The sequence below is a fragment of the uncultured Chitinophaga sp. genome (assembly GCF_937898475.1).
Taxonomy (GTDB): domain Bacteria; phylum Bacteroidota; class Bacteroidia; order Chitinophagales; family Chitinophagaceae; genus Chitinophaga.
Window position 1 is genome coordinate 23,983 of record NZ_CALEJS010000025.1, and the last position, 19,263, is coordinate 43,245.

At 49.4% G+C, this 19,263-nt stretch carries 17 protein-coding genes and 1 riboswitch; of the genes, 7 read left to right on the forward strand and 10 right to left on the reverse strand.

Features of this window, described 5'->3' with window-relative positions; all coding sequences use genetic code 11:
• The first annotated feature begins 26 nt into the window (after positions 1 to 26).
• Both Q0577_RS16295 and Q0577_RS16300 read left to right on the forward strand, forming a co-directional pair.
• Positions 27 to 962, forward strand: a complete 936-nt coding sequence (locus tag Q0577_RS16295) for a TIM barrel protein (RefSeq protein WP_298738046.1) — start codon at positions 27 to 29, stop codon at positions 960 to 962.
• A 72-nt stretch (positions 963 to 1,034) separates the two neighbouring features.
• Complete coding sequence (locus tag Q0577_RS16300; RefSeq protein ID WP_298738048.1) at positions 1,035 to 2,378, forward strand: c-type cytochrome domain-containing protein; 1,344 nt, start codon at positions 1,035 to 1,037, stop codon at positions 2,376 to 2,378.
• Between the two features lie 10 nt (positions 2,379 to 2,388).
• Here the strand turns inward: Q0577_RS16300 and Q0577_RS16305 are convergent, their stop codons facing one another.
• On the reverse strand, positions 2,389 to 3,687 hold the full coding sequence (locus tag Q0577_RS16305) for a DUF2851 family protein (protein WP_298738050.1): 1,299 nt from the start codon (positions 3,685 to 3,687) through the stop codon (positions 2,389 to 2,391).
• Positions 3,688 to 3,820: 133 nt separating this feature from the next.
• Positions 3,821 to 3,945, forward strand: a riboswitch (SAM riboswitch).
• A 120-nt stretch (positions 3,946 to 4,065) separates the two neighbouring features.
• On the opposite strand from Q0577_RS16305, the gene Q0577_RS16310 reads away from it, so the two are divergent.
• Both Q0577_RS16310 and Q0577_RS16315 read left to right on the forward strand, forming a co-directional pair.
• Positions 4,066 to 5,244 carry a PLP-dependent aspartate aminotransferase family protein gene (locus Q0577_RS16310; protein ID WP_298738052.1) on the forward strand — a complete coding sequence of 393 codons (1,179 nt, stop codon included), beginning with the start codon at positions 4,066 to 4,068 and terminating at the stop codon, positions 5,242 to 5,244.
• A 2-nt stretch (positions 5,245 to 5,246) separates the two neighbouring features.
• Positions 5,247 to 6,428, forward strand: coding sequence for a homoserine dehydrogenase (locus tag Q0577_RS16315; protein WP_298738054.1), 1,182 nt, complete (start codon positions 5,247 to 5,249; stop codon positions 6,426 to 6,428).
• A gap of 126 nt (positions 6,429 to 6,554) precedes the next feature.
• Here Q0577_RS16315 and Q0577_RS16320 read toward each other — a convergent pair whose 3' ends face one another.
• From Q0577_RS16320 to Q0577_RS16345, 6 genes are all read right to left on the reverse strand, one after another.
• On the reverse strand, positions 6,555 to 7,124 hold the full coding sequence (locus Q0577_RS16320) for a Maf family protein (RefSeq protein ID WP_298738069.1): 570 nt from the start codon (positions 7,122 to 7,124) through the stop codon (positions 6,555 to 6,557).
• Entirely contained in the window at positions 7,124 to 8,065 is a 942-nt protein-coding gene (locus tag Q0577_RS16325; RefSeq protein WP_298738070.1) for a geranylgeranylglycerol-phosphate geranylgeranyltransferase, read from the reverse strand. Before Q0577_RS16325 ends, Q0577_RS16320 begins: the two co-directional genes overlap by 1 nt.
• Positions 8,066 to 8,097: 32 nt before the next feature.
• Entirely contained in the window at positions 8,098 to 8,619 is a 522-nt protein-coding gene (locus Q0577_RS16330) for an HAD hydrolase family protein (protein ID WP_298738074.1), read from the reverse strand.
• A gap of 2 nt (positions 8,620 to 8,621) precedes the next feature.
• Entirely contained in the window at positions 8,622 to 8,867 is a 246-nt protein-coding gene (gene iscX, locus Q0577_RS16335) for a Fe-S cluster assembly protein IscX (RefSeq protein WP_298738076.1), read from the reverse strand.
• A 4-nt stretch (positions 8,868 to 8,871) separates the two neighbouring features.
• On the reverse strand, positions 8,872 to 9,231 hold the full coding sequence (locus Q0577_RS16340) for a 2Fe-2S iron-sulfur cluster-binding protein (protein WP_298738078.1): 360 nt from the start codon (positions 9,229 to 9,231) through the stop codon (positions 8,872 to 8,874).
• Positions 9,232 to 9,424: 193 nt separating this feature from the next.
• Complete coding sequence (locus Q0577_RS16345; protein WP_298738079.1) at positions 9,425 to 10,192, reverse strand: DUF2520 domain-containing protein; 768 nt, start codon at positions 10,190 to 10,192, stop codon at positions 9,425 to 9,427.
• Between the two features lie 212 nt (positions 10,193 to 10,404).
• On the opposite strand from Q0577_RS16345, the gene topA reads away from it, so the two are divergent.
• A complete protein-coding gene (gene topA, locus Q0577_RS16350) occupies positions 10,405 to 12,759 on the forward strand; it encodes a type I DNA topoisomerase (RefSeq protein ID WP_298738081.1) in 2,355 nt (784 codons plus the stop codon).
• Positions 12,760 to 12,806: 47 nt separating this feature from the next.
• Positions 12,807 to 13,676 (forward strand): transglutaminase-like domain-containing protein, encoded by an 870-nt coding sequence (locus Q0577_RS16355; protein ID WP_298738083.1) that lies wholly within the window; start codon positions 12,807 to 12,809, stop codon positions 13,674 to 13,676.
• Between the two features lie 68 nt (positions 13,677 to 13,744).
• Here the strand turns inward: Q0577_RS16355 and Q0577_RS16360 are convergent, their stop codons facing one another.
• Positions 13,745 to 15,874 (reverse strand): carboxy terminal-processing peptidase, encoded by a 2,130-nt coding sequence (locus tag Q0577_RS16360; protein ID WP_298738085.1) that lies wholly within the window; start codon positions 15,872 to 15,874, stop codon positions 13,745 to 13,747.
• Between the two features lie 96 nt (positions 15,875 to 15,970).
• A complete protein-coding gene (locus Q0577_RS16365) occupies positions 15,971 to 17,176 on the reverse strand; it encodes a PQQ-dependent sugar dehydrogenase (protein WP_298738086.1) in 1,206 nt (401 codons plus the stop codon).
• A 160-nt stretch (positions 17,177 to 17,336) separates the two neighbouring features.
• Between Q0577_RS16365 and Q0577_RS16370 the strand changes: the two genes are divergently transcribed.
• The gene (locus Q0577_RS16370; protein ID WP_298738087.1) at positions 17,337 to 18,593 is read left to right on the forward strand and encodes an MFS transporter; all 1,257 of its coding nucleotides are present in this window, start codon (positions 17,337 to 17,339) and stop codon (positions 18,591 to 18,593) included.
• Here the strand turns inward: Q0577_RS16370 and Q0577_RS16375 are convergent, their stop codons facing one another.
• Positions 18,594 to 19,088 carry a YkgJ family cysteine cluster protein gene (locus tag Q0577_RS16375; protein ID WP_298738088.1) on the reverse strand — a complete coding sequence of 165 codons (495 nt, stop codon included), beginning with the start codon at positions 19,086 to 19,088 and terminating at the stop codon, positions 18,594 to 18,596.
• Between the last annotated feature and the right edge of the window lie 175 nt (positions 19,089 to 19,263).

The following is a 19,263-nucleotide window of genomic DNA, read 5'->3' on the forward strand; positions in this document are numbered from 1 at the left end:
GCTTAATACTCAATTACCAGCAATACATGAAGCCAGACAGGAGAAGATTTATCAAAACATCGGCAACAGCCCTTACCGCATTCATGTTATCCAGACTGCAGGCCGTTGCAAGGGACAATGCATTTGATATGAACCACAACAACAAATTTGATCTGAAAATACTGGCCACCAACTGGGGCTTTAACGGTAGCCTGGACGAGTATTGCGCCAGGGTGAAAAAAGAAGGCTACGATGGCATAGAGATCTGGTGGCCCATGGAACCAGCCGCACAAACAGAACTGTTCAATATCCTTAAAAAGTATAACCTGGCGGCAGGCTTTTTATGCGGCGGCCAGGAATCACAGTATCAGCCGCACCTGGATCATTTTAAAAAGATGACGGATGCAGCGGCCAACAACAAAGTGCAAACACCTTTGTACATTAACTGTCATTCAGGAAGAGACTTCTTCAGCGAAGAACAGAACCAGGCCTTCATTGATCATACTACGCAGCTGTCTGCACAAAGCGGTGTGCTGATCTGCCATGAAACGCACCGGTCCAGGATGTTGTTTGCAGCGCCGATAGCGCGCCGTTATATTGAAAAGAACCCGGAGTTGCGCATCACCTTCGATGTATCGCACTGGTGTAATGTAAGCGAATCACTCTTACAGGACCAGCCGGAGAATGTGGCGCTGGCGTTGGAAAGAACAGGGCATATCCACGCCAGGATAGGGCATCCGGAAGGGCCACAGGTAAATGATCCCCGTGCACCGGAATGGGAAAGCGCCGTAAAGGCACATTTGTCCTGGTGGGACACTATTGTATCCCGTAAGAAGAAACAGAACGAACGTTTGACTATATTAACTGAGTTTGGTCCGCCAGACTATATGCCCACCACGCCCTATACACGGCAGGCCTTATCAGACCAGTGGGCCATTAATGTATACATGCTGCACTTGCTGCGCGAACGTTATTCATCTTAATAAAAGAAAAAGATTACAGTGCTTTTGTTTATTCCAGAATTTATAGGCCGGTTTCATCCCTTACTTGTTCATTTGCCGATTGGCATTCTGCTGCTGGCGCCATTGCTGCAATGGCTGTCCCGCAGGGAAGGATATACCCTTGCTGCGGGCGTGCTGAATGTGGTTTGGCTGCTGGGTATTGGCAGCGCTTTACTGTCCTGCATTACCGGATACCTGCTGTCGCTCAGCGGGGAATATGATAAAGGGACGGTGAACCTGCATATGTGGGCAGGGATTGGTGTTACCCTGGTGGCGATGTTTGCCGCCGTGAAAGTATTTAACAAACAGTTTGACAACATCTATAAAGCAACGGCCATCGGGCTGCTGCTGCTCATTACCTTCACCGGTCATTTAGGCGGCAGCCTGACCCATGGCGGGGATTATCTCTTTGCGGGATTAGGCGACGGTAACAATAGGACAGATGAAAAGCCGGTACTGATAGCCGATGTACAGGCCGCTGATGTGTATGCAGATGTAGTATCTCCGATGCTGAAAAGCCGCTGTTACAGCTGTCATGGGCCACAAAAGCAAAAGGGTGGCCTGCGGATGGACAGCCCGGAAGGCCTGATGAAAGGAGGTAAGGAAGCGAAGGCCTTCATCCCCGGGAAGCCGGATGAAAGCGAAATGATCAAACGTTTATTGCTCCCTCCTTCTCATGAAGATCATATGCCGCCAAAAGAGAAGCCGCAGCTGAGCGAAGCGCAGATAGCGCTGATCCACTGGTGGATAGAACAGGGTGCGCCTTTCAATAAAAAAGTGCAGACACTCACCCAACCTGAGAAAATAAAAACCTACCTGCAGGCATTACAAGGCGCCACCACGGAAGAAAAGAAGCTACCCTCAAATGTACCTGCTGCCGAAGTAGCGCCCGCGGCAGAAAAAGACATTGCCGCACTGGCAGCAAAAGGTGTGCTGGTAATGCCCGTAGCGCAGGATGTGCATTATCTTTCCGCCAACTTTGTGAATGCGGGCGGTTTCAGTGACCAGGATGCCGCGCTGTTATTACCCTTAAAGCAGCAGCTGGTATGGCTCAAGATGGGCAACACCGGTGTGGGCGACAGCACACTGCAGGTGATAGGGCAATGTCCTAACCTCACGGTGCTGCAACTGAACAATACCAGTGTAACTGATAAGGGGCTTGCATTCTTACAGCCTTTATCAGCCTTACAATCACTTAACCTGGTAGGTACAGCCGTCAGCGCAGCAGGCCTGGAACAGCTGAAAGGCCTGCAGCAGCTGCAGTCTGTCTATCTGTACAGAACAAAGGTCACTGCGCAGGACTGGCCGCAGTTGAAAAAAATATTCCCCCAGGCGGCGATAGATTCCGGCGGATATGTGGTTAAGACATTGGCGACGGATACGGTGGAGAAGAAATAGCTATTGGCGGTTAGCAGCTAGCAGCCAGCAACTTCACCCCAACGGCGCATTGCAGGCATCTTTTCTCATCGCAGTAATGTTGTTTCAGTTCCAGTAGTGCCTGGGAGTCCAGTGCGTTGTGTTGTGCTATGCCGACTTCCTCCCAGGCGGTGGTGATCTTATTCTCTTCTGCGGGCAGCGTTTCCATTAGCTGCAGAGCGCGATCCTGGTAGCAGGACTGTCCTTTCTCGCGGCCATACAGGAATAGCAGTGGCAGGATGGTATTGATCAGGATGTTGTGAATGGCAAGGCGCCCCTGGCTGCGCGTTTGAGAAACGGGGCCATCAAAGCGGTAATGAGTTTGCCAGTAGGCAGAAGCCTGTGTGGAGAGCAGCTGTTCAAAGCGGCTGACGCTCTCTGTTTCCAATATACGGGAAAACAGGTGCGGCGCCTGGTGCAATACTGCTGCCAGGGCGGCAATACGTAAAGTGGGGAAGGACGCGGGGCGCATACGCAGCCATTTCCAGGAATACGCAGGTATGGGGCGCAACTTGTATTTGTACCGCAGGTAGTTGTACTCCTGCTGCAGCTGGCGGGGATAGTCGTTTGTAAATGTACCGGACAACATACCGGCCTGCCCGAACAGCAGGGCTTCCAGCTGCATCAGGCTGGGCCGGTGACGGGCCAGGAGTGTATGTGGTAAGGATTGCGCCAGCTGAAGAAAAGGCTCACCGTTGGCGGGCAGCCCAAAGCTTTGTGACACTGCCCGGTAACAAACCTCTTCCCAGTTATTACCGGTTTGAAGTAACCAGTCATGAAAGCTGCTGATCTTACGCTCCCAGCGCTCTACCAGCAGGCGTTCTTTCCAGCTTTGCCAGGTAAGATGGGGTACGCGCCGGGCGCTATCTTCGCAGGGCACAAAGGCGGCCAGCTGACGGAAGCTTTCGTAGCGGCGCAGCAGCAGTTTAGGGATGCGCTCCTGCAAAGCAAGACAGGGCGGCATCTTATCGGTATCATAATCAGGTACATCATGTTCAAATACAACATGCAGTATAACGTTACTATATTGCCCGTTGTGCTGGTGCCCATGGCGGTACCAGTCTGAAGTGCGCAGGTGCAGCTCCACATTGCCCGCCCAGAGCGTTTTGCCGATCCTTATTTTAGCCGCTGTAAAATCAGGCCCTGCATGGTGATTATGCATACCGGGGTGGATGATCTGCACGGGGACCCCGTCTGTAGTAGCTAAGGAGGCCGTTTTAAATAAGCGGAACTGCCAGATGTGCTGGAATAACTCTTCTGTGAGAAGGGGGTTAATAGTTGCAATGGTCATTGATATGGTGGTTTTTATCGGTCAACAAAACAGCAATACTAAACTGTTTAGCAATATATAACACTCTTTCTGAACCACCAAATTTGGAAAATTGATAAAAGTACTATTACCTTTGCACCCAGTTCTTAAACATCACTTATCCAGAAAGGCGGAGGGACTTGGCCCTGCGATGCCTTAGCAACCAATTCTGTCTGCCAGCCGGCAGATAGAAAAAAGGTGCTAATTCCTGCCCCGGATCAAACCGGGGAAAGATAAGTTGGCAGAGAAATTCCTTCCTTTCATGATATTTCTAAAAGGGCTCTTCCAACTATACGGAAGGGCCCTTTTTGTTTTAGCTATTGGCTGGCGGCAGCTGACAGCCAATAAAATTAATTGATGATGAAAACAGCAACACAACTCATTCACAGTATTCCGGTAGATGAACTGACGGGCGCTATTTCCGTGCCCATCTATCAGACCTCCACTTTTGTGCAGGAATCACCCGGTATCAATAAAGGGTTTGAGTTTTCGCGCGCCAATAACCCCACCCGCAAGGTACTGGAGCAACTGATCTGCGGCCTGGAAGAAGGATATGCAGGCTTTGCCTTCGCCAGCGGGATGGCGGCAATAGACGCGGTGCTGAAGCTGTTGAAGAGCGGCGATGAGATACTGGCGGTAGACGATACCTATGGGGGCATTTTCCAGATGTTCAATCACATGATAGAACGTTTTGGCATCAGGGTGAAGTTTACGGATACCAGCAATACAGACAATGTGCTGGCGGCTATCACTCCCCAGACACGCATCATCTGGCTGGAATCGCCAACCAATCCAACGCTCAAAATATCAGATATCAAATCTATCAGCAAGATAGCCAAGCAGCATAATGTACTGCTGGTAGTAGATAATACGTTGTGCACACCTTTGCTGCAGCAGCCCATACAAATGGGCGCCGACATTGTGATTCACAGCGCCACCAAATACCTGGCCGGGCATACCGATGTAATTGCCGGACTGGTAGTGGTGAACAACAAAGCGCTGGCAGACCAGCTGCGGTTTAACCAGAACATCTCCGGTAGTATTCTCAGTCCATTTGAGGCCTGGCTTACTATCAGGGGCATTGAAACGCTGTACCTGCGCATGGAAAAACAATGCGCCAATGCCATGGCCATTGCCAGCTGGCTGGCTGCACACCCGGCGGTAGACAAGGTATTTTACCCGGGACTCGCAACGCATAAGAACCATCACATTGCCCGCAAACAACAAAAACTGTATGGCGCACTGGTAAGCTTCTCACTGAAAAGCGACAATGTAAAGAACGCCATCCGGATTGTGAATGCCACCCGCCTGTTTAAACTGGCAGAAAGCTTTGGCGGCGTGAAAAGCATGCTGGATCATCCGGCCACTATGACGCATCGCAACATACCGGAAGAGTTCAGGAAAAAGGCAGGCCTGCAGGATAGCTGCATACGGTTGTCTATCGGTATAGAAGATGCAGAAGATCTGATCAATGACCTGAAACAGGCATTAGATAAATTAAACCAACCATCTGGAAAACAAACCACCGTTTTACAATAAATATGGAAAATAAGATCATTAACCTGGGAATTTTCGGGTTTGGCTGTGTAGGACAGGGACTTTACGAAGTATTGAACAGGACTAAAGGCATCAATGCCCGCATCAAGAAAATATGCATTAAAGATCCTAACAAGACTCGTCCTATAGACATGAGCTATTTTACCACTGACAAGAACGAGATATTGAATGACCCTACCATTGATGTGGTGGTAGAGCTCATTAATGATACAGAAGCCGCCTTTGAGATTGTGAGCACTGCGCTGCGCAATGGCAAAGCAGTAGTGAGCGCCAGCAAACGGATGATCGCAGAGAACCTGCCCGCACTGTACCAGCTGCAGGTGGAGAATAAAGTACCTTTCCTGTATGAGGCTTCCAGCTGCGCCAGTATCCCCATCATCCGCAACCTGGAAGAGTATTATGACAATGACCTGCTGAATGCCGTGGAAGGCATCTGTAATGGCTCTACCAACTATATCCTCACCAAGATATTTGAAGAAGGGCTGAGCTTTGAAACAGCGCTGCAACAGGCGCAGGAAAAAGGTTTTGCAGAAACAGATCCTACACTGGACATTGAAGGGTACGATCCCAAATTCAAGATAGTGATCCTGCTGCTGCATGCTTTCGGTACTTTCGTTAAACCGGAAGAAGTATACAACTTTGGCATCCATCACCTCAATGATTTTGATATACAGTTTGCCCGCCAGCGCGACTGCACCATTAAGCTGATCGGCAATTGCCGCCGCCAGAATGGTAACGTGTTTGCCTATGTGCTGCCCCACCTGATCAAAGAGCATAACCTGCTGTACGATGTATACAACGAGTACAACGGCATCCTGCTGGAAAGCGCTTTTACAGACAAACAGTTCTTTGTGGGCAAAGGCGCAGGCGGTACCGCCACCGGCAGCGCTGTATTGTCTGATATTTCTGCACTGCTGTATAACTACCGTTACGAGTACAAGAAGATCAAACAGTCTAACCAGCCTGCCTTTACCAATGATGTGCAGCTGAAAGTATACCTGCGTTACAGAACACCTGACCAGGTAGACCTTGCCGACTTCTATAACATCTCAGAGAAATATGAATCTCCCTCCTACAGGTATGTGGTAGGCGTGATTAATCTGCAAAAGCTGAAGGACAACAACTGGCTGAAGAATAAGGATGTGAATTTGTTAGTACTGGAATAGTAAATAATCACCCTCCGGGGTTTAAGACCCTGGAGGGTGAAAAGTATGTAAGCCCCTACTACCCTGCTGGTCTTTGTCAGCATGTCAATAACGGGGATAGTCCATCTTATCAGATGACCGTTGGGTCTAAAACGCTTCCAGTTCTCCCACTACCCTGCTTACGGGCAGGCCCATTACGTTGTAAAAATCACCATTGATACTCTCTATCCCTATTGCCCCTATCCATTCCTGGATGGCGTATGCGCCTGCCTTATCATAGGGTTTATAATGATCTACATAATAAGTGATCTGTTCGGGCGTGAGCGTTTTAAAATGAACATCCGTGGTTTTGGCAAAGATGTTTTCTTTGCTGCCCTGTTTGATCACCACGCCGGTGATCACCTGGTGGGTACGGCCGCTGAGGGCAGACAGGATACGGATGGCGTCTTCCCGGTCTTTGGGTTTGCCGATGATGGTATTATCCAGCACTACAATGGTATCTGCCGCAATGATGATGTCTTCGGCGCTGCACAGTGGTGTTACAGCCAGCGCCTTGTGCAGTGCAATGTGGCTGGGCACTTCTGTCAGCGGCATACCGGGGGGAAACGTTTCTGCGGTTTCTACCACTTTCACTTCAAAAGGAATGCCTGCCTGTTCAAGCAGTTGTTTACGCCTCGGCGACTGCGAAGCCAGGATCACGGATTTTCCTTTATACATTACAGGTACAATTTAAAGAATATCATAGACAAGATACCGGTGAGCATCACCAGCTTGATCAGGGAGCTTACTTTATGATAGTGCTCGGGCAGGGCGGCTTTTCTTAACTGCACCCATATGTACAGGGCAGGTATTTGTACCAGCAATACCAGGTAGGCAACAGATAAGTACCAGCCCAGTATCGCTACTCTCAGATCTACCAGCACCAGTAAGACCTGGAGCGCCAACAGCAGGAAATAGCATAATCTTTTGGCAGGCAATACTCCCCATACGATGGGGATGGTACGGCAGCCGTCTTTACTGTCGCCTATCATATCTTCCAGGTCTTTCACCACTTCACGCACCATAGATATAATGAATGCAAACAGGGCATACACGCCGATCACCTGGATAAGTTTGCGCCCGGTGGGCGAAAGAATGGCTTCAAAGCTTTCATAGATCTGCCGCTCATAAAAGCCTACCACCACTACAGAGAGGGCGGTCAGCAGGGAAATGACCACGTTGCCGATGAGCACCTGTCTTTTAAAAGAGGTAGAGTAGAACCACAGCAGCAGTGAACAGATCACCTGTGTAAAGCCCAGATAGATCTGGCCTATCTCCCAGGCCACTATAAAGCCAATGGATACGCCGGCCATATTGAGGATGGTATGCCAGGCCATGGCCCAGCGGCGGCTGATGATCTTATCTACCACCATCTTTCCCGGCTTGTTGATGATATCTATATTAATATCAAAATAGTCGTTGATGATATAGCCGGCAGCAGCTACCAGTATGGTAGAGATGCATAGCAGTACAAAGCAAAGCACAGAAAGGGAGGGCTGTTCTCCGCCGCTGGCCAATACAGGCGCCACCACGCAGTACTGCAGCAGGAATTGCGTAAGCGCAATATAAATGAGGTTAGGATAACGTACGAGCTTTAAGAAAGCGGCCAACAGTTTCATAAAATGAACTAAAAATTAAGTGATAAGCTGGGTCAGCGGGATGCGATCGTCTCATCGATGCCCCAGTGGCCATTCAGTTTCAGCACCTTCTCCAGTATATCCCGTACACAGCCGTTACCACCGGTAACGGGCGAGATATAACGGCTGATGCTTTTGATCTCGGGCACTGCATCTGCAGGGCATACCGGCAGGCCTACCATTTGCATGGCGCGGTAATCGGGTATATCGTCTCCCATGAACAGCACTTCTTCCCAGCGCAGCTCATTTTCCAATACATAGTCCTGCAGTTTTTCTTCTTTATCGGTAATATTAATATAGATGTCTTTTATGCCGAGCCCCTGTAAGCGGCTGATAACGCTTTCTGACCTGCCACCGGAGATGATGACTACCCGGTAGCCTTTCTTAACGGCCAGCTGCAGGGCGTATCCGTCTTTCACGTTCATTTTGCGGGACAGTTCCCCGCCGGGCAGCAGTTGCACGGTACCGTCTGTCAGTACACCATCTACATCCAGCACAAAGGTGGTAATAGTTTTAAATAATGATAGAACGTTCATGTTTAAGGTTTCAGTGTTTGATTATCCCTCCATTCATATACCCAGTTGCACTGGATCATCTCCAGGTGGCCTTCGTTACATTCTTCCCGTTTACCTGAAAAGTTGGGGATCTGCAGCACCCATTCTATCAGGTCGGTAAAGCGGATGCGGTAGATCCTGCTTTCGGGGAAATCGTTACCAAAACGCTCATACAACTTCATGGCTATGTCTTCATAGTCGTTCCAGTAAATGGGGGGCTCAAAATGCATTTGATCAGGAATTACAGGTTACAGAAATCATTCCCCGTAGATCAGGGACTGGTCGGGAATGGTAACGGCCAGGGTCTCCCTCGCCATCCAACAGTATACACTGGCAGCCCAGGCGGGAGTTAAGCCGGGGATTACGTGCACGGTCTATAAAGTCTTCTTCCCTGTCTGTAAGTTCTTCCAGTAACCCATCTCCCTGCTCAATATATATATGGCATGTGCTGCATGCGCACACGCCCCCGCAGTTATGATGCAGCTGTATATCATGCCTGAGCGCTATTTCCAGGATGGACTCCCCTTCTGGGGCGCCGGTGACCCGCACCGTTTCCAGTTCCTGCTGCTCAAACCTGAATATAATATTATACATGCCGCTCATTTAACAGATCGCAAAAATATAAAAAAAGAGGGGGTTTGGGGGTTTGAAGTTTGCCCGTTTGAAGTTTGAAGTTTGAGGTTCGTTGGAGGTTCCAGGTTTGCCGCTGTCGTCCAACCCCGGAGGCAAAGGCACATCTCCCAAACTTTTAACTTCTAACAAACTTCAAACCTCAAACCTCAAACTGTTAAGCTTTCTGATGGAACTGGTAAATGCTCTCTGATATTACCTTATATATTTGTTGCAGGGACGCATCATTTTCAAGCAGGGAGCGGTGCAGGTCCATGGTGGTGGCATCTCCGCGGATGGCCGGACCGGTTTGCACGGCCTCGGGCGGGAATTTCTCGAGGCGGTCAAAGGTTTCCCGGATGATAGGCTGCAACAGGGTGAAGTCCAGGCCCTCCCGTTCGCAATAGCGTTTGGCGCTGGCAAAGAGGTGATTAGTGAAGTTATTGCAGAGCACAGCGGCCAGGTGCAGCTGCAGGCGTTGTTGCGAGTTGACGATGGCAATCTGGGAGGCTATGCTCTGGGCTAAGGACTGGAGGCGGCGCAGCACCTCATCATTGCTGGCCTCCAGCATAATGGGAATGGGCGGGTAGTTTTTCAGCTCCTTCCGGATAGACTGCAGCGGGTACAATACCCCGGTATGGGTGGATATGCGGCTGATGGCGTCCAGGGAAACGGCGCCGGCTGTATGGGCCACGATACGCTTGCCAAGCCGCAGCTGGTCGTTCAGGCCCGGGATGGCGTCGTCGCTGACCGCCAGGAGGTATACGTCTGCCTCCATATTAATATCCAGCAAATCATCTGTGGCTTTTGCCTGTAACAGCTCGCCCAGCTCCCGGGCATGGTCCTTGTTACGGCTGATGACCTGAAGTATCTGGTGCCCGTGCAATTTTAAGAGGTGGCCAAAACAGTGCGCTACGTTGCCCGCTCCTACTATAACAATCTCCATATTGAATCTTTTTTACCTTTCTATAATGCTGAATATGTGAATATACGCAAATAACCCGGCCTGGGTTTACTTATAACATTAAGGTAACTTATAACGCAATTAAACAAAGCCTTATTTTTTATTCTCAGCCTTAATTTCTATACTTGCAAAAATCGTATTTGGATTTTTTATATTAAATTTTGCATATTTAGCTCGCATTAAAGAAGGCATTCATGGCAAAAAATCTAGTTATAGTTGAGTCCCCAGCCAAGGCTAAGACCATTGAGAAGATATTGGGAAAGGATTTTGAGGTAAAATCTTGTTTTGGGCACATACGCGACCTGGAAAAGGACGATATGGGTATCGACATACAGAATAACTTTAAACCTAAATATGCCGTTCCGGAAGATAAAGAGAAGATTGTTAAGGAGTTAAAAAAACTGGCGAAAGATACTGACGAAGTATGGCTGGCAACGGATGAGGACCGTGAGGGGGAGGCCATTTCCTGGCATTTATGTGAGGTATTGGGCCTGGATCCACATACCACCAAACGCATTGTTTTCCATGAGATCACTAAACCTGCGATAGAAAAAGCGGTGCAACAGCCCCGCCTGCTGGATATGAACCTGGTAAATGCACAGCAGGCCAGGCGTATCCTTGACCGGATTGTGGGCTTTGAACTGTCGCCGGTGCTCTGGCGCAAGATGAGCATGCGCAACTCTTTGTCTGCCGGCCGCGTACAATCTGTAGCGGTGAGGCTCATCGTGGAAAGAGAGCGTGAGATCAACCAGTTTACCGCCGTAAGCAGCTTTAAGGTCGAAGCCTTCTTTACCGCCAAGGACGCCCAGGGCAAATCCATGTCTTTCAAAGCGGAAGGGCCTTCCAGGTTCAAAAGTGTAGAAGATGCGGAAAAGTTCCTGACACAATGTATTGGCGCCGCCTATACGGTAAAGGATATACAGGTAAAACCCGGCAAGAAATCGCCCGCCGCGCCTTTTACCACTTCTACCCTGCAGCAGGAAGCCAGCCGCAAGCTGGGTTACAGCGTTTCGAAGACCATGCTGCTGGCCCAAAAATTGTACGAGAGTGGAAAGATCACGTACATGCGTACTGACTCCGTGAACCTCTCCGATACAGCGCTGACAGATATCAAACAAGCTATAGACAAGAACTATGGCGAAAAATACCATCAGCACCGTAAGTTTAAGAATAAGAACGAATCGGCGCAGGAAGCGCACGAAGCCATCCGCCCTACTTATATGGAGAACTCCACAGTAGAGGATAGCGATTCCAGAAAATTATATGAGCTGATCTGGAAGCGCACCATCGCCAGCCAGATGGCCGATGCAGAACTGGAAAAGACGATCGCCAAAATAGATATATCCACCAATCACGAAGAGCTGACGGCCAGTGGTGAAGTACTGAAGTTTGACGGCTTCCTCAAGGTATATATGGAAAGCCGCGATGATGAGGATATAGCTGACGAAGAAGACCAGGAAGGCGTACTGCCTCCGCTGCAGGTAAAACAGGTGGTAGACCTGAAAGAGATGAAGGCCACAGAAAGATTTACCCGTCCTGCGCCCCGCTACACGGAGGCCAGCCTGGTAAAAAAGCTGGAAGAACTGGGTATCGGCCGCCCGTCTACCTATGCGCCTACCATTACCACCATCCAGAAGCGCAATTATGTAGAGAAAAGAGACAAAGAAGGTGTAAAAAGAGAGTTCCGCATACTGGTGCTGAAAAGCGACAAGATCAATAAACTGACTGATACGGAGAATACCGGTGCGGAAAAGTCCAAACTGTTCCCAACAGACCTCGGAATGATCGTAACAGACTTCCTGAACCAGTACTTTGACTCTGTGATGGACTATGGCTTTACCGCCAAAATCGAAGAAGAGTTTGACGAAATAGCTCATGGAAAGAAGGTGTGGAACAAGATGCTGAACGACTTCTATGAGCCTTTCCATAAAGATGTAGCCAATACGCTGGAGAATGCTGAAAGAGTGAAGGGCGAACGCTTCCTGGGCGATGACCCGGAAACCGGCAAGCCGGTGGTTGCCCGCATGGGACGTTACGGCCCCATGATCCAGATAGGCAAGGCAGAAGACGAGGAAAAACCCCGTTTTGCCAAGCTGAAGGCCACACAAAGCATTGAGACCATCAGCATGCAGGAAGCCATGGAGCTGTTCAGACTGCCCAGGAACCTGGGACTGTTTGAAGGCACAGACGTAACCGTGAACATAGGACGCTTTGGCCCCTATGCGCAGCATGACAAGAAATTCTATTCCCTTAAAAAGGAAATGGATCCTTATACAGTAGAACTGGATGAGATCGCGCCGCTGATCGTTGAGAAACGCGCCGCCAAAGACGAACGTACTATCAAGGTTTTCGAGAAAGAGAAGATACAGATATTAAAAGGCCCGTATGGCCCGTACATTAAACAGGGATTGAAGAACTACAAAATTCCCAAGGAAAAGATAGACAATGCTGCCGACATAACTGTGGAAGAGGCTAAAGCTATTATTGAAGATGTCAAGGCCAACCCGCCAAAGAAAAGAGCGCCGGCCAGGAAGAAAAAAACGGAATAAGAGTAATTCCCTTTTGAGAGACGGGACACATTAGCACATTGTAGCGTATGAATGAAACAAAAGAAATTAATGCTTTATTCCATTTGCTGGACGACCCGGATCAGGAGGTATTTGATACGGTAGCCAACAAGATCTTGTTATACGGAAAGGAAATCATTCCTAACCTGGAACACCTGTGGGAAAATACAGTGGATGAATCGATCCAGGAAAGGATAGAACAGCTGATCCACCGCGTGCACTACCAGGACCTGCAGGTAGCCATGCAACAATGGATACGGGCCGAAAGCCCCGACCTGCTGCAGGGCGCCATACTGGTGGCCCGCTACCAGTTCCCGGACATGCAACCCAACCCGGTGATGACAGAGATCGAACGGATCAAGCGTAATATATGGCTGGAGCTGAACAATTACCTCACGCCGCTGGAACAGATCAATGTGCTGAACAGCATGATCTATAACTACTTTGGCCTGAAAGGAGAAGAAGTAGCGTACATGCGTAAGAACCAGTTCTTTATTAACCAGGTGATAGAAGCCAAAAGAGGCAACCCCATCACCAACGGCATTATCTACCAGAGCCTCTGCGCCATGCTGGACCTCCCGGTGTATGCCGTGAATATTCCACGCCAGTTCATCCTGGCCTACTTCGATTCTTTCTATGATTTTGCAGAACCGCCCAAACCAGACGATTACCGCATCCTCTTCTTTATAGATCCTATGCAGGGCCAGATCTATTCCCACCAGGATGTAGAGACCTACCTGAAAAGAGTATCTGTTCCTTCCGTACCGGCTTACTACAAGCCGCAGTCCAATAAACAGATCATCCGGTTCCTGCTGGAAGAGCTGTCAAAATGCTATCAGGAAGACAAAGAACGGTACAAGTTTGAAGAATTGCAGAATCTCATCAACATGCTTGACTAATGTAACAAGTAATAAATAAAAAGGCGCGGAGATGATCTCCGCGCCTTTTTATTTATTACTTGTATTCTTTAATTCTCTTGTTTGCCTTTCATTTTAGGATAAGACATTACGATCAGGTCATTCATCACATTCACGGCCTCATCCAGGTAAACGTCTTTAGCACGGAACCGCAGCCAATCCTTGTTACGCGCCAGCTTCACAGTGTCTGAACCCATTTTGTCGAGGTCTGTTTTCAGGTTGGTGATGTTCAGCTCTTTTACTTTATCGTTCACCGCATCGTATTTCTTCAATGCGGCAGCATTGGTTTTCTGTTCTGATTTGAAGGTTTGCAGGTTCAGCGAATAAGACTCCTGTTTATCCAGGTTCTTGATAGTGGTGATGTTATCTGTCATTATCTTGAAGGCTTCGCTCTTACTCACCCTTTGCGCGCTGTTCTTCTTCAGCACGTCTACGTTCACGGGATCATACCATACGTTATAGTTGGCTTTAGGTATTTCATCCCATGCCAGGGCATCTTCATCTTTCTTCTCTCCTACTTCATAGTAAGGATCCGGCAGTACGATGTCTGAGCTGACACCCTTTAACTGGGTAGAGCCGCCGTTTGCACGGTAGAACTTCTGTACCGTGAGCTTCAGTGCACCCAGGGGGCCGATCTCCGGTTTAGTGGGGAAGAAATCGTCCAGGTTGTACATGCGCTGTACGGTGCCTTTACCAAAGGTAGATGCACTGCCGATGATCACTGCACGTTTGTAATCCTGCATGGCAGCTGCCATGATCTCAGAAGCAGAAGCGCTGTATTCGTTCACCATGATGGCCAGGGGACCATCATACTGTACATTCTTGTCACGGTCGGGCAGCACTATTTTATCGCCGCCGCGGGAGCGTACCTGCACAATAGGTCCATCGGGTACAAACAGGCCTGCCATCTGCACTACATCCTGCAGGGAGCCGCCGCCGTTAAAGCGCAGATCGAGGATGATGCCTTCCACTTTCTCGGCTTTCAGCTTCTGGATCTCTTTGGCCACGTCTACAGCAGAGCGGGCGCCGTTCCTGTCCTGGAAATCGGCATAGAACTCCGGCAGGTAGATGTAACCTATTTTATGCTGGCCATTGATAATGGCAGATTTTGCAAAGGTGTCTTCCAGCACTATCTCATCGCGAACAATGGCAATGTCTTTCATAGTGCCATCCACGCTCTTTACGGTGAGGCGAACAGTGGTACCTTTAGCGCCCCTGATCAGCTTCACGGCATCTTCTACTGCATAGCCGGTAATGTCTACCGCTTCTTTATTGCCTTCGCCCACTTTCAGGATGGCATCATTGGGTTTCAGCAGTCCCTGCTTCCAGCTGGGGCTACCGGTAACGATGCTGGCGATTTTCACCTTACCATCTTCTTCTTTCAGCTGGGCGCCGATACCAAAGAATTTACCTGCCATCTGCTCTTCAAAGTACCTTTTCTCAGCAGGCGGCATAAAGTCGGTATGCGGATCCATGGTGGTGGTGATGGCATTTACATACATGCTGAAGCGGTCGTTATCATTCTGCTTTGTTTTCAGGCGGTCAAAATAACGGTCGTACAGCTGTTTTACTTTAGCGCGTGCTTCCGCTTCCAGCTCAGCATCTGTTTTGGCTTTAAAGTCGGGTTTACCTTTTTCTTTCTCGCGTGTTTCCTGCAGATCCGAAAGCTTTTCCAGGGTACGGTATTTCAATACCTTGCGCCAGGCTTCCTTACGTGCCGCTTCGTCTGCGGGGAAGTCGATCTTATCAGGATCAAGCACCACCTTTTCGTCCTTGCTGAAGTCGAAAGGCTGCGCCAGCAGGGCAGGATAAATAAGCGCCGCTTCGCTCACCCGCTGTTTGATCAAGCTGTTAAGGGTATTAAAGCAATCCAGCGGAGCGCCCTGCAACTCGTCGTCTATGTGGGTGGAGAGGGCTGTCAGCTTATCAATATCCGATTTAAAGAAAAATTTCTTCTCGCTGTCCAAGCTTTTCAGGTATTTGGTGAACACTTCTTTGGAGAAAGCGTCGTCAATCGCCTTAGGTTGATAATGTCCTTCTTTCAGTATTTGTCCTACCAGGTTCATTATAATCTCATAACGTCCCGGGGGATCTTCGGCCCTGCCTAACTTGCTGAAAGCCAGAACACCTCCGGATATTACTATGAGTAAAACCGGTATAATCACTTTCATTCTTCTCATATAGATCCAATTGAGCTTTATCAAATTTAAATCAAAAATAGCACCTGTAGTCTCAGACTCACTCTTGTTTAACAAAATATTACGCTATTGCTACTACTAAAATCCTACCAATTTATAGACACCGCCTTTAAATCCCTGGCTGGTAGATGAGCTGGTAAGCATATATAGTTCCCCGGCTTCGTCTTCGCCCCAGCTCAGGATCTGTAACGCCTCTGCAGGACGGCCTTCCAGCTGGAGGTCTGCCCGTTCCCAGCGATTGCCCTGCTTTTGCAGCACCCAGGACTTACCATTATAATCGCCGAACACGTATAATCCTTTCAGTGCAGGGATGGCCTTTCCATGGTAGACATAACCGCCTGTTATACTGATGCCCAGGTCGTGATCATATTCGTCAATAGGGGCTATCAGCTTGCTTTTATCGGCGCCGTCGGGCACATTGTATTCGTGGTGGCCTTCCATGATACGCCAGCCGTAGTTACCGCCTTTAACAATAATGTCTACCTCTTCGTATTTGTTCTGGCCCACATCTCCCGCAAAAAGCTGTTTGGTGGCCTTGTCAAACGAGATCCGCCAGGGGTTGCGCAGCCCGTAGGCCCAGATCTCGGGGCGAACGCCGTTACGCCCTACAAAAGGATTGTCTTTAGGCACCGAATAGGGATTGCCGTTCACATCAATCCGGATGATCTTACCCAGCAGGGTATTCAGATCCTGCCCGTTGCCAGTGGATCCGTGTTTATCACCGCCGCCGCCGCCGTCTCCCAGGGCAATGTAGAGGTAGCCGTCCGGACCGAAAACGATGTCGCCCCCGTTATGATTGGACTGTGGCTGTTCTATTTCCATCACTATCCGTTTAGAGGCAGGATCTGCCTGGTTGGGATTGGCTGCAGATACGGTAAATTCAGATATACGGCTTTTGTGATTGCTGCCTTTTGCATCTGAAGGCACGCTGTAGTACACGTAAAACTTTCGGTTCTTTTTGAACTGGGGATGAAAGGCAATGCCCAGCAGGCCACGTTCATCGTAGGCAGGATTGATCCTGACCATTTCTCCGCTTACATCCAGGAAGGGCCGGGATACCAGTTTCCCGTTCTGAATAATCCATACTTTCCCTTCTTTCTGGCAGATGAACTGGCGGTTGCTGCCATCGCCGGGCACACCCAGTGCTACCGGTGAGAGTATGTCGCTGGTGATCAGTTGCAAACGGGCTTTACGGGCGGGCGGGTCTTTTATAAGCATGGCTGACTGGCATACCAGGGCAGCGGCCAGTACAGGAACGGCTATCAATAAACGAAATGCATTCATAAGGTTGTCTGTGATTGACTATAAAAATAATCATCTTATGGAGATGTTGAATACCGTTTGACACAATATAAGCATCTTTACGCTGAGTACCGGCGGCTAGGGGCTACCAACTAACCCCTTATCTTTATTACCTTTGTAACGCTCATCAAAACTCATCAGATTGGACTCTTCGGCACCTACCAGGAACGACCCTTACGCTTCGCTGCGCATTCCGGAATTCAATTACTACCTCGTTATCCGTTTTGCGACCATCTTTGCGCTGACCATGCAGTTCACCATTATAGAATGGAAAGTATATGAGTTGTCGCGCGATCCTTTTTCGCTTGGCCTGATAGGATTGGCAGAAGTGATCCCGGCTGTACTGCTGGCCCCTTTTGCGGGGCACCTGGTAGACCAGCGGGAGAAGCGCGGTATGCTGCTGGCTTGCATCAGTTCCTATATTGTTTTAGGTACGGGTCTTTTCCTGCTCACCTGGGACCGCGCTGTACAGGGATTGCCAACCGCCTGGGTGTTGAACCTCATCTATGCCCTGGTGTTCATGGGAGGTATTGTAAGAGCCTTTACCAGTCCGTCTAACTTTACGATGATGGCCCTGCTGGTACCCCGACAGCTGTATGCCAACGCATCTACCTGGAGCAGCAGCGCCTGGCAGATCGGGGCTATGGCCGGACCTGCACTGGGCGGAGTTTTCATACACCTGTTCGGTGTGCATTGGTCTATGCTGATAGTAGTGCTCATTTTCCTGGCGCCGCTATACAGCCTGCTGCAGATCAAGCCCAAACCTATCCATTATAAATCGCAGGGAGAAGGCTTTATTGCTGGGCTTACCAGGGGGATGCGTTTTGTATGGCAGACTAAGGTGGTGCTGAATGCCATGGCACTTGATATGTTTGCAGTACTTTTTGGCGGGGCTACTGCCATGCTGCCCGCCTTTGCAACAGACGTGCTGCATGTGGGCTCGCTGGAATTTGGTTTCCTGCGTGCGGCAGTGGCCGTAGGTTCGCTTACCACTATGTTCATACTGGCCTACCGGCCGCTGGTCACCAAACCAGGTATCAAGCTCCTGGCAGCAGTATTCGGTTTCGGGCTGTGCATCATCGTTTTCGGTATCTCAAAGAGTTTCTACCTTTCATTTTTCGCGCTGCTCATCAGCGGCATGCTGGACGGCATCAGTGTAATTACCCGGCAAACCATCCTGCAGCTGAAAACGCCGGATGATATGCGGGGCCGGGTAGCTTCCGTTAGTTCTATGTTTGTGGGCTCTTCCAATGAGCTGGGCGCATTTGAAAGCGGGTTTGCCGCCCGCCTGATGGGATTGGTGCCTTCAGTGGTGTTTGGCGGATGCGTGACGCTGGGCGTAGTGATCACCACTTATATTATATCGCCGGCTATGAGAAAGCTGGACCTGCGGGCGTAGCTATTTCATTACATCTTTTAATTTTTCCAGCACATAATAAACCGCCGGACAAATGGTACTGTTCAGGTAGGTGGTATTAGGGCGCTTGAAGAAGTCGTAGCTGTCTGTATAAGGATAGTTCTCACAGTCGCCGGGCCTTACATCGTAAATACTGCAGTAGTTATCTGCTCCCAGGAAGGGGCAGGGCGTTCTTTTCACTACATAATCGCCATCCTCGTCCAGCCGCAGGTAGGTTTCGATGAATACAGACTCCTTCATACCCAGGTGCCTGGAAATGCGTTTAATATCCGGTGTTTTAAAGCGGGGGCTGATCGTTTTACAGCAACCGGCGCATTGCAAACAGTCAATATGGCTAAAGGCCTCATCATGCAGCCTGGGCAGGAGCTTTTCTACCCCTTTGCCCCTTTTGGTCTGTAATTTCTGCAGGAATTGTTTGTTGGCCTTCTGCTTTTCCCTGGCCTTCTGCTCCCAGTTCTGTAATAACGGATGGTCCATGTGCACGCAAAGGTAAGGAAAGTACAGACAGCACAGGCTATGGACCTGGACTATAGACCATGGACTTTCAACGTGGACAATTTTATGACAATCAGGCCCCTGCAACCGGCAGAATTATCACCACAGTTTCCACACTCCCCGTACCGGTTTGGCGGTTGCTCAAAAACAATATAGC

What these genes read in the sequence shown, in the direction of transcription:
- Q0577_RS16315 (WP_298738054.1), top strand. Translation starts at nt 5,247, where the DNA reads ATGGAAAATAAGATCATTAACCTGGGAATTTTCGGGTTTGGCTGTGTA.
- Q0577_RS16360 (WP_298738085.1), bottom strand. Translation starts at nt 15,874, where the DNA reads ATGAGAAGAATGAAAGTGATTATACCGGTTTTACTCATAGTAATATCC.
- Q0577_RS16310 (WP_298738052.1), top strand. Translation starts at nt 4,066, where the DNA reads ATGAAAACAGCAACACAACTCATTCACAGTATTCCGGTAGATGAACTG.
- Q0577_RS16340 (WP_298738078.1), bottom strand. Translation starts at nt 9,231, where the DNA reads ATGTATAATATTATATTCAGGTTTGAGCAGCAGGAACTGGAAACGGTG.
- Q0577_RS16295 (WP_298738046.1), top strand. Translation starts at nt 27, where the DNA reads ATGAAGCCAGACAGGAGAAGATTTATCAAAACATCGGCAACAGCCCTT.
- Q0577_RS16345 (WP_298738079.1), bottom strand. Translation starts at nt 10,192, where the DNA reads ATGGAGATTGTTATAGTAGGAGCGGGCAACGTAGCGCACTGTTTTGGC.
- Q0577_RS16305 (WP_298738050.1), bottom strand. Translation starts at nt 3,687, where the DNA reads ATGACCATTGCAACTATTAACCCCCTTCTCACAGAAGAGTTATTCCAG.
- Q0577_RS16325 (WP_298738070.1), bottom strand. Translation starts at nt 8,065, where the DNA reads ATGAAACTGTTGGCCGCTTTCTTAAAGCTCGTACGTTATCCTAACCTC.
- iscX (WP_298738076.1), bottom strand. Translation starts at nt 8,867, where the DNA reads ATGCATTTTGAGCCCCCCATTTACTGGAACGACTATGAAGACATAGCC.
- Q0577_RS16330 (WP_298738074.1), bottom strand. Translation starts at nt 8,619, where the DNA reads ATGAACGTTCTATCATTATTTAAAACTATTACCACCTTTGTGCTGGAT.
- Q0577_RS16320 (WP_298738069.1), bottom strand. Translation starts at nt 7,124, where the DNA reads ATGTATAAAGGAAAATCCGTGATCCTGGCTTCGCAGTCGCCGAGGCGT.
- topA (WP_298738081.1), top strand. Translation starts at nt 10,405, where the DNA reads ATGGCAAAAAATCTAGTTATAGTTGAGTCCCCAGCCAAGGCTAAGACC.
- Q0577_RS16365 (WP_298738086.1), bottom strand. Translation starts at nt 17,176, where the DNA reads ATGAATGCATTTCGTTTATTGATAGCCGTTCCTGTACTGGCCGCTGCC.
- Q0577_RS16375 (WP_298738088.1), bottom strand. Translation starts at nt 19,088, where the DNA reads ATGGACCATCCGTTATTACAGAACTGGGAGCAGAAGGCCAGGGAAAAG.
- Q0577_RS16355 (WP_298738083.1), top strand. Translation starts at nt 12,807, where the DNA reads ATGAATGAAACAAAAGAAATTAATGCTTTATTCCATTTGCTGGACGAC.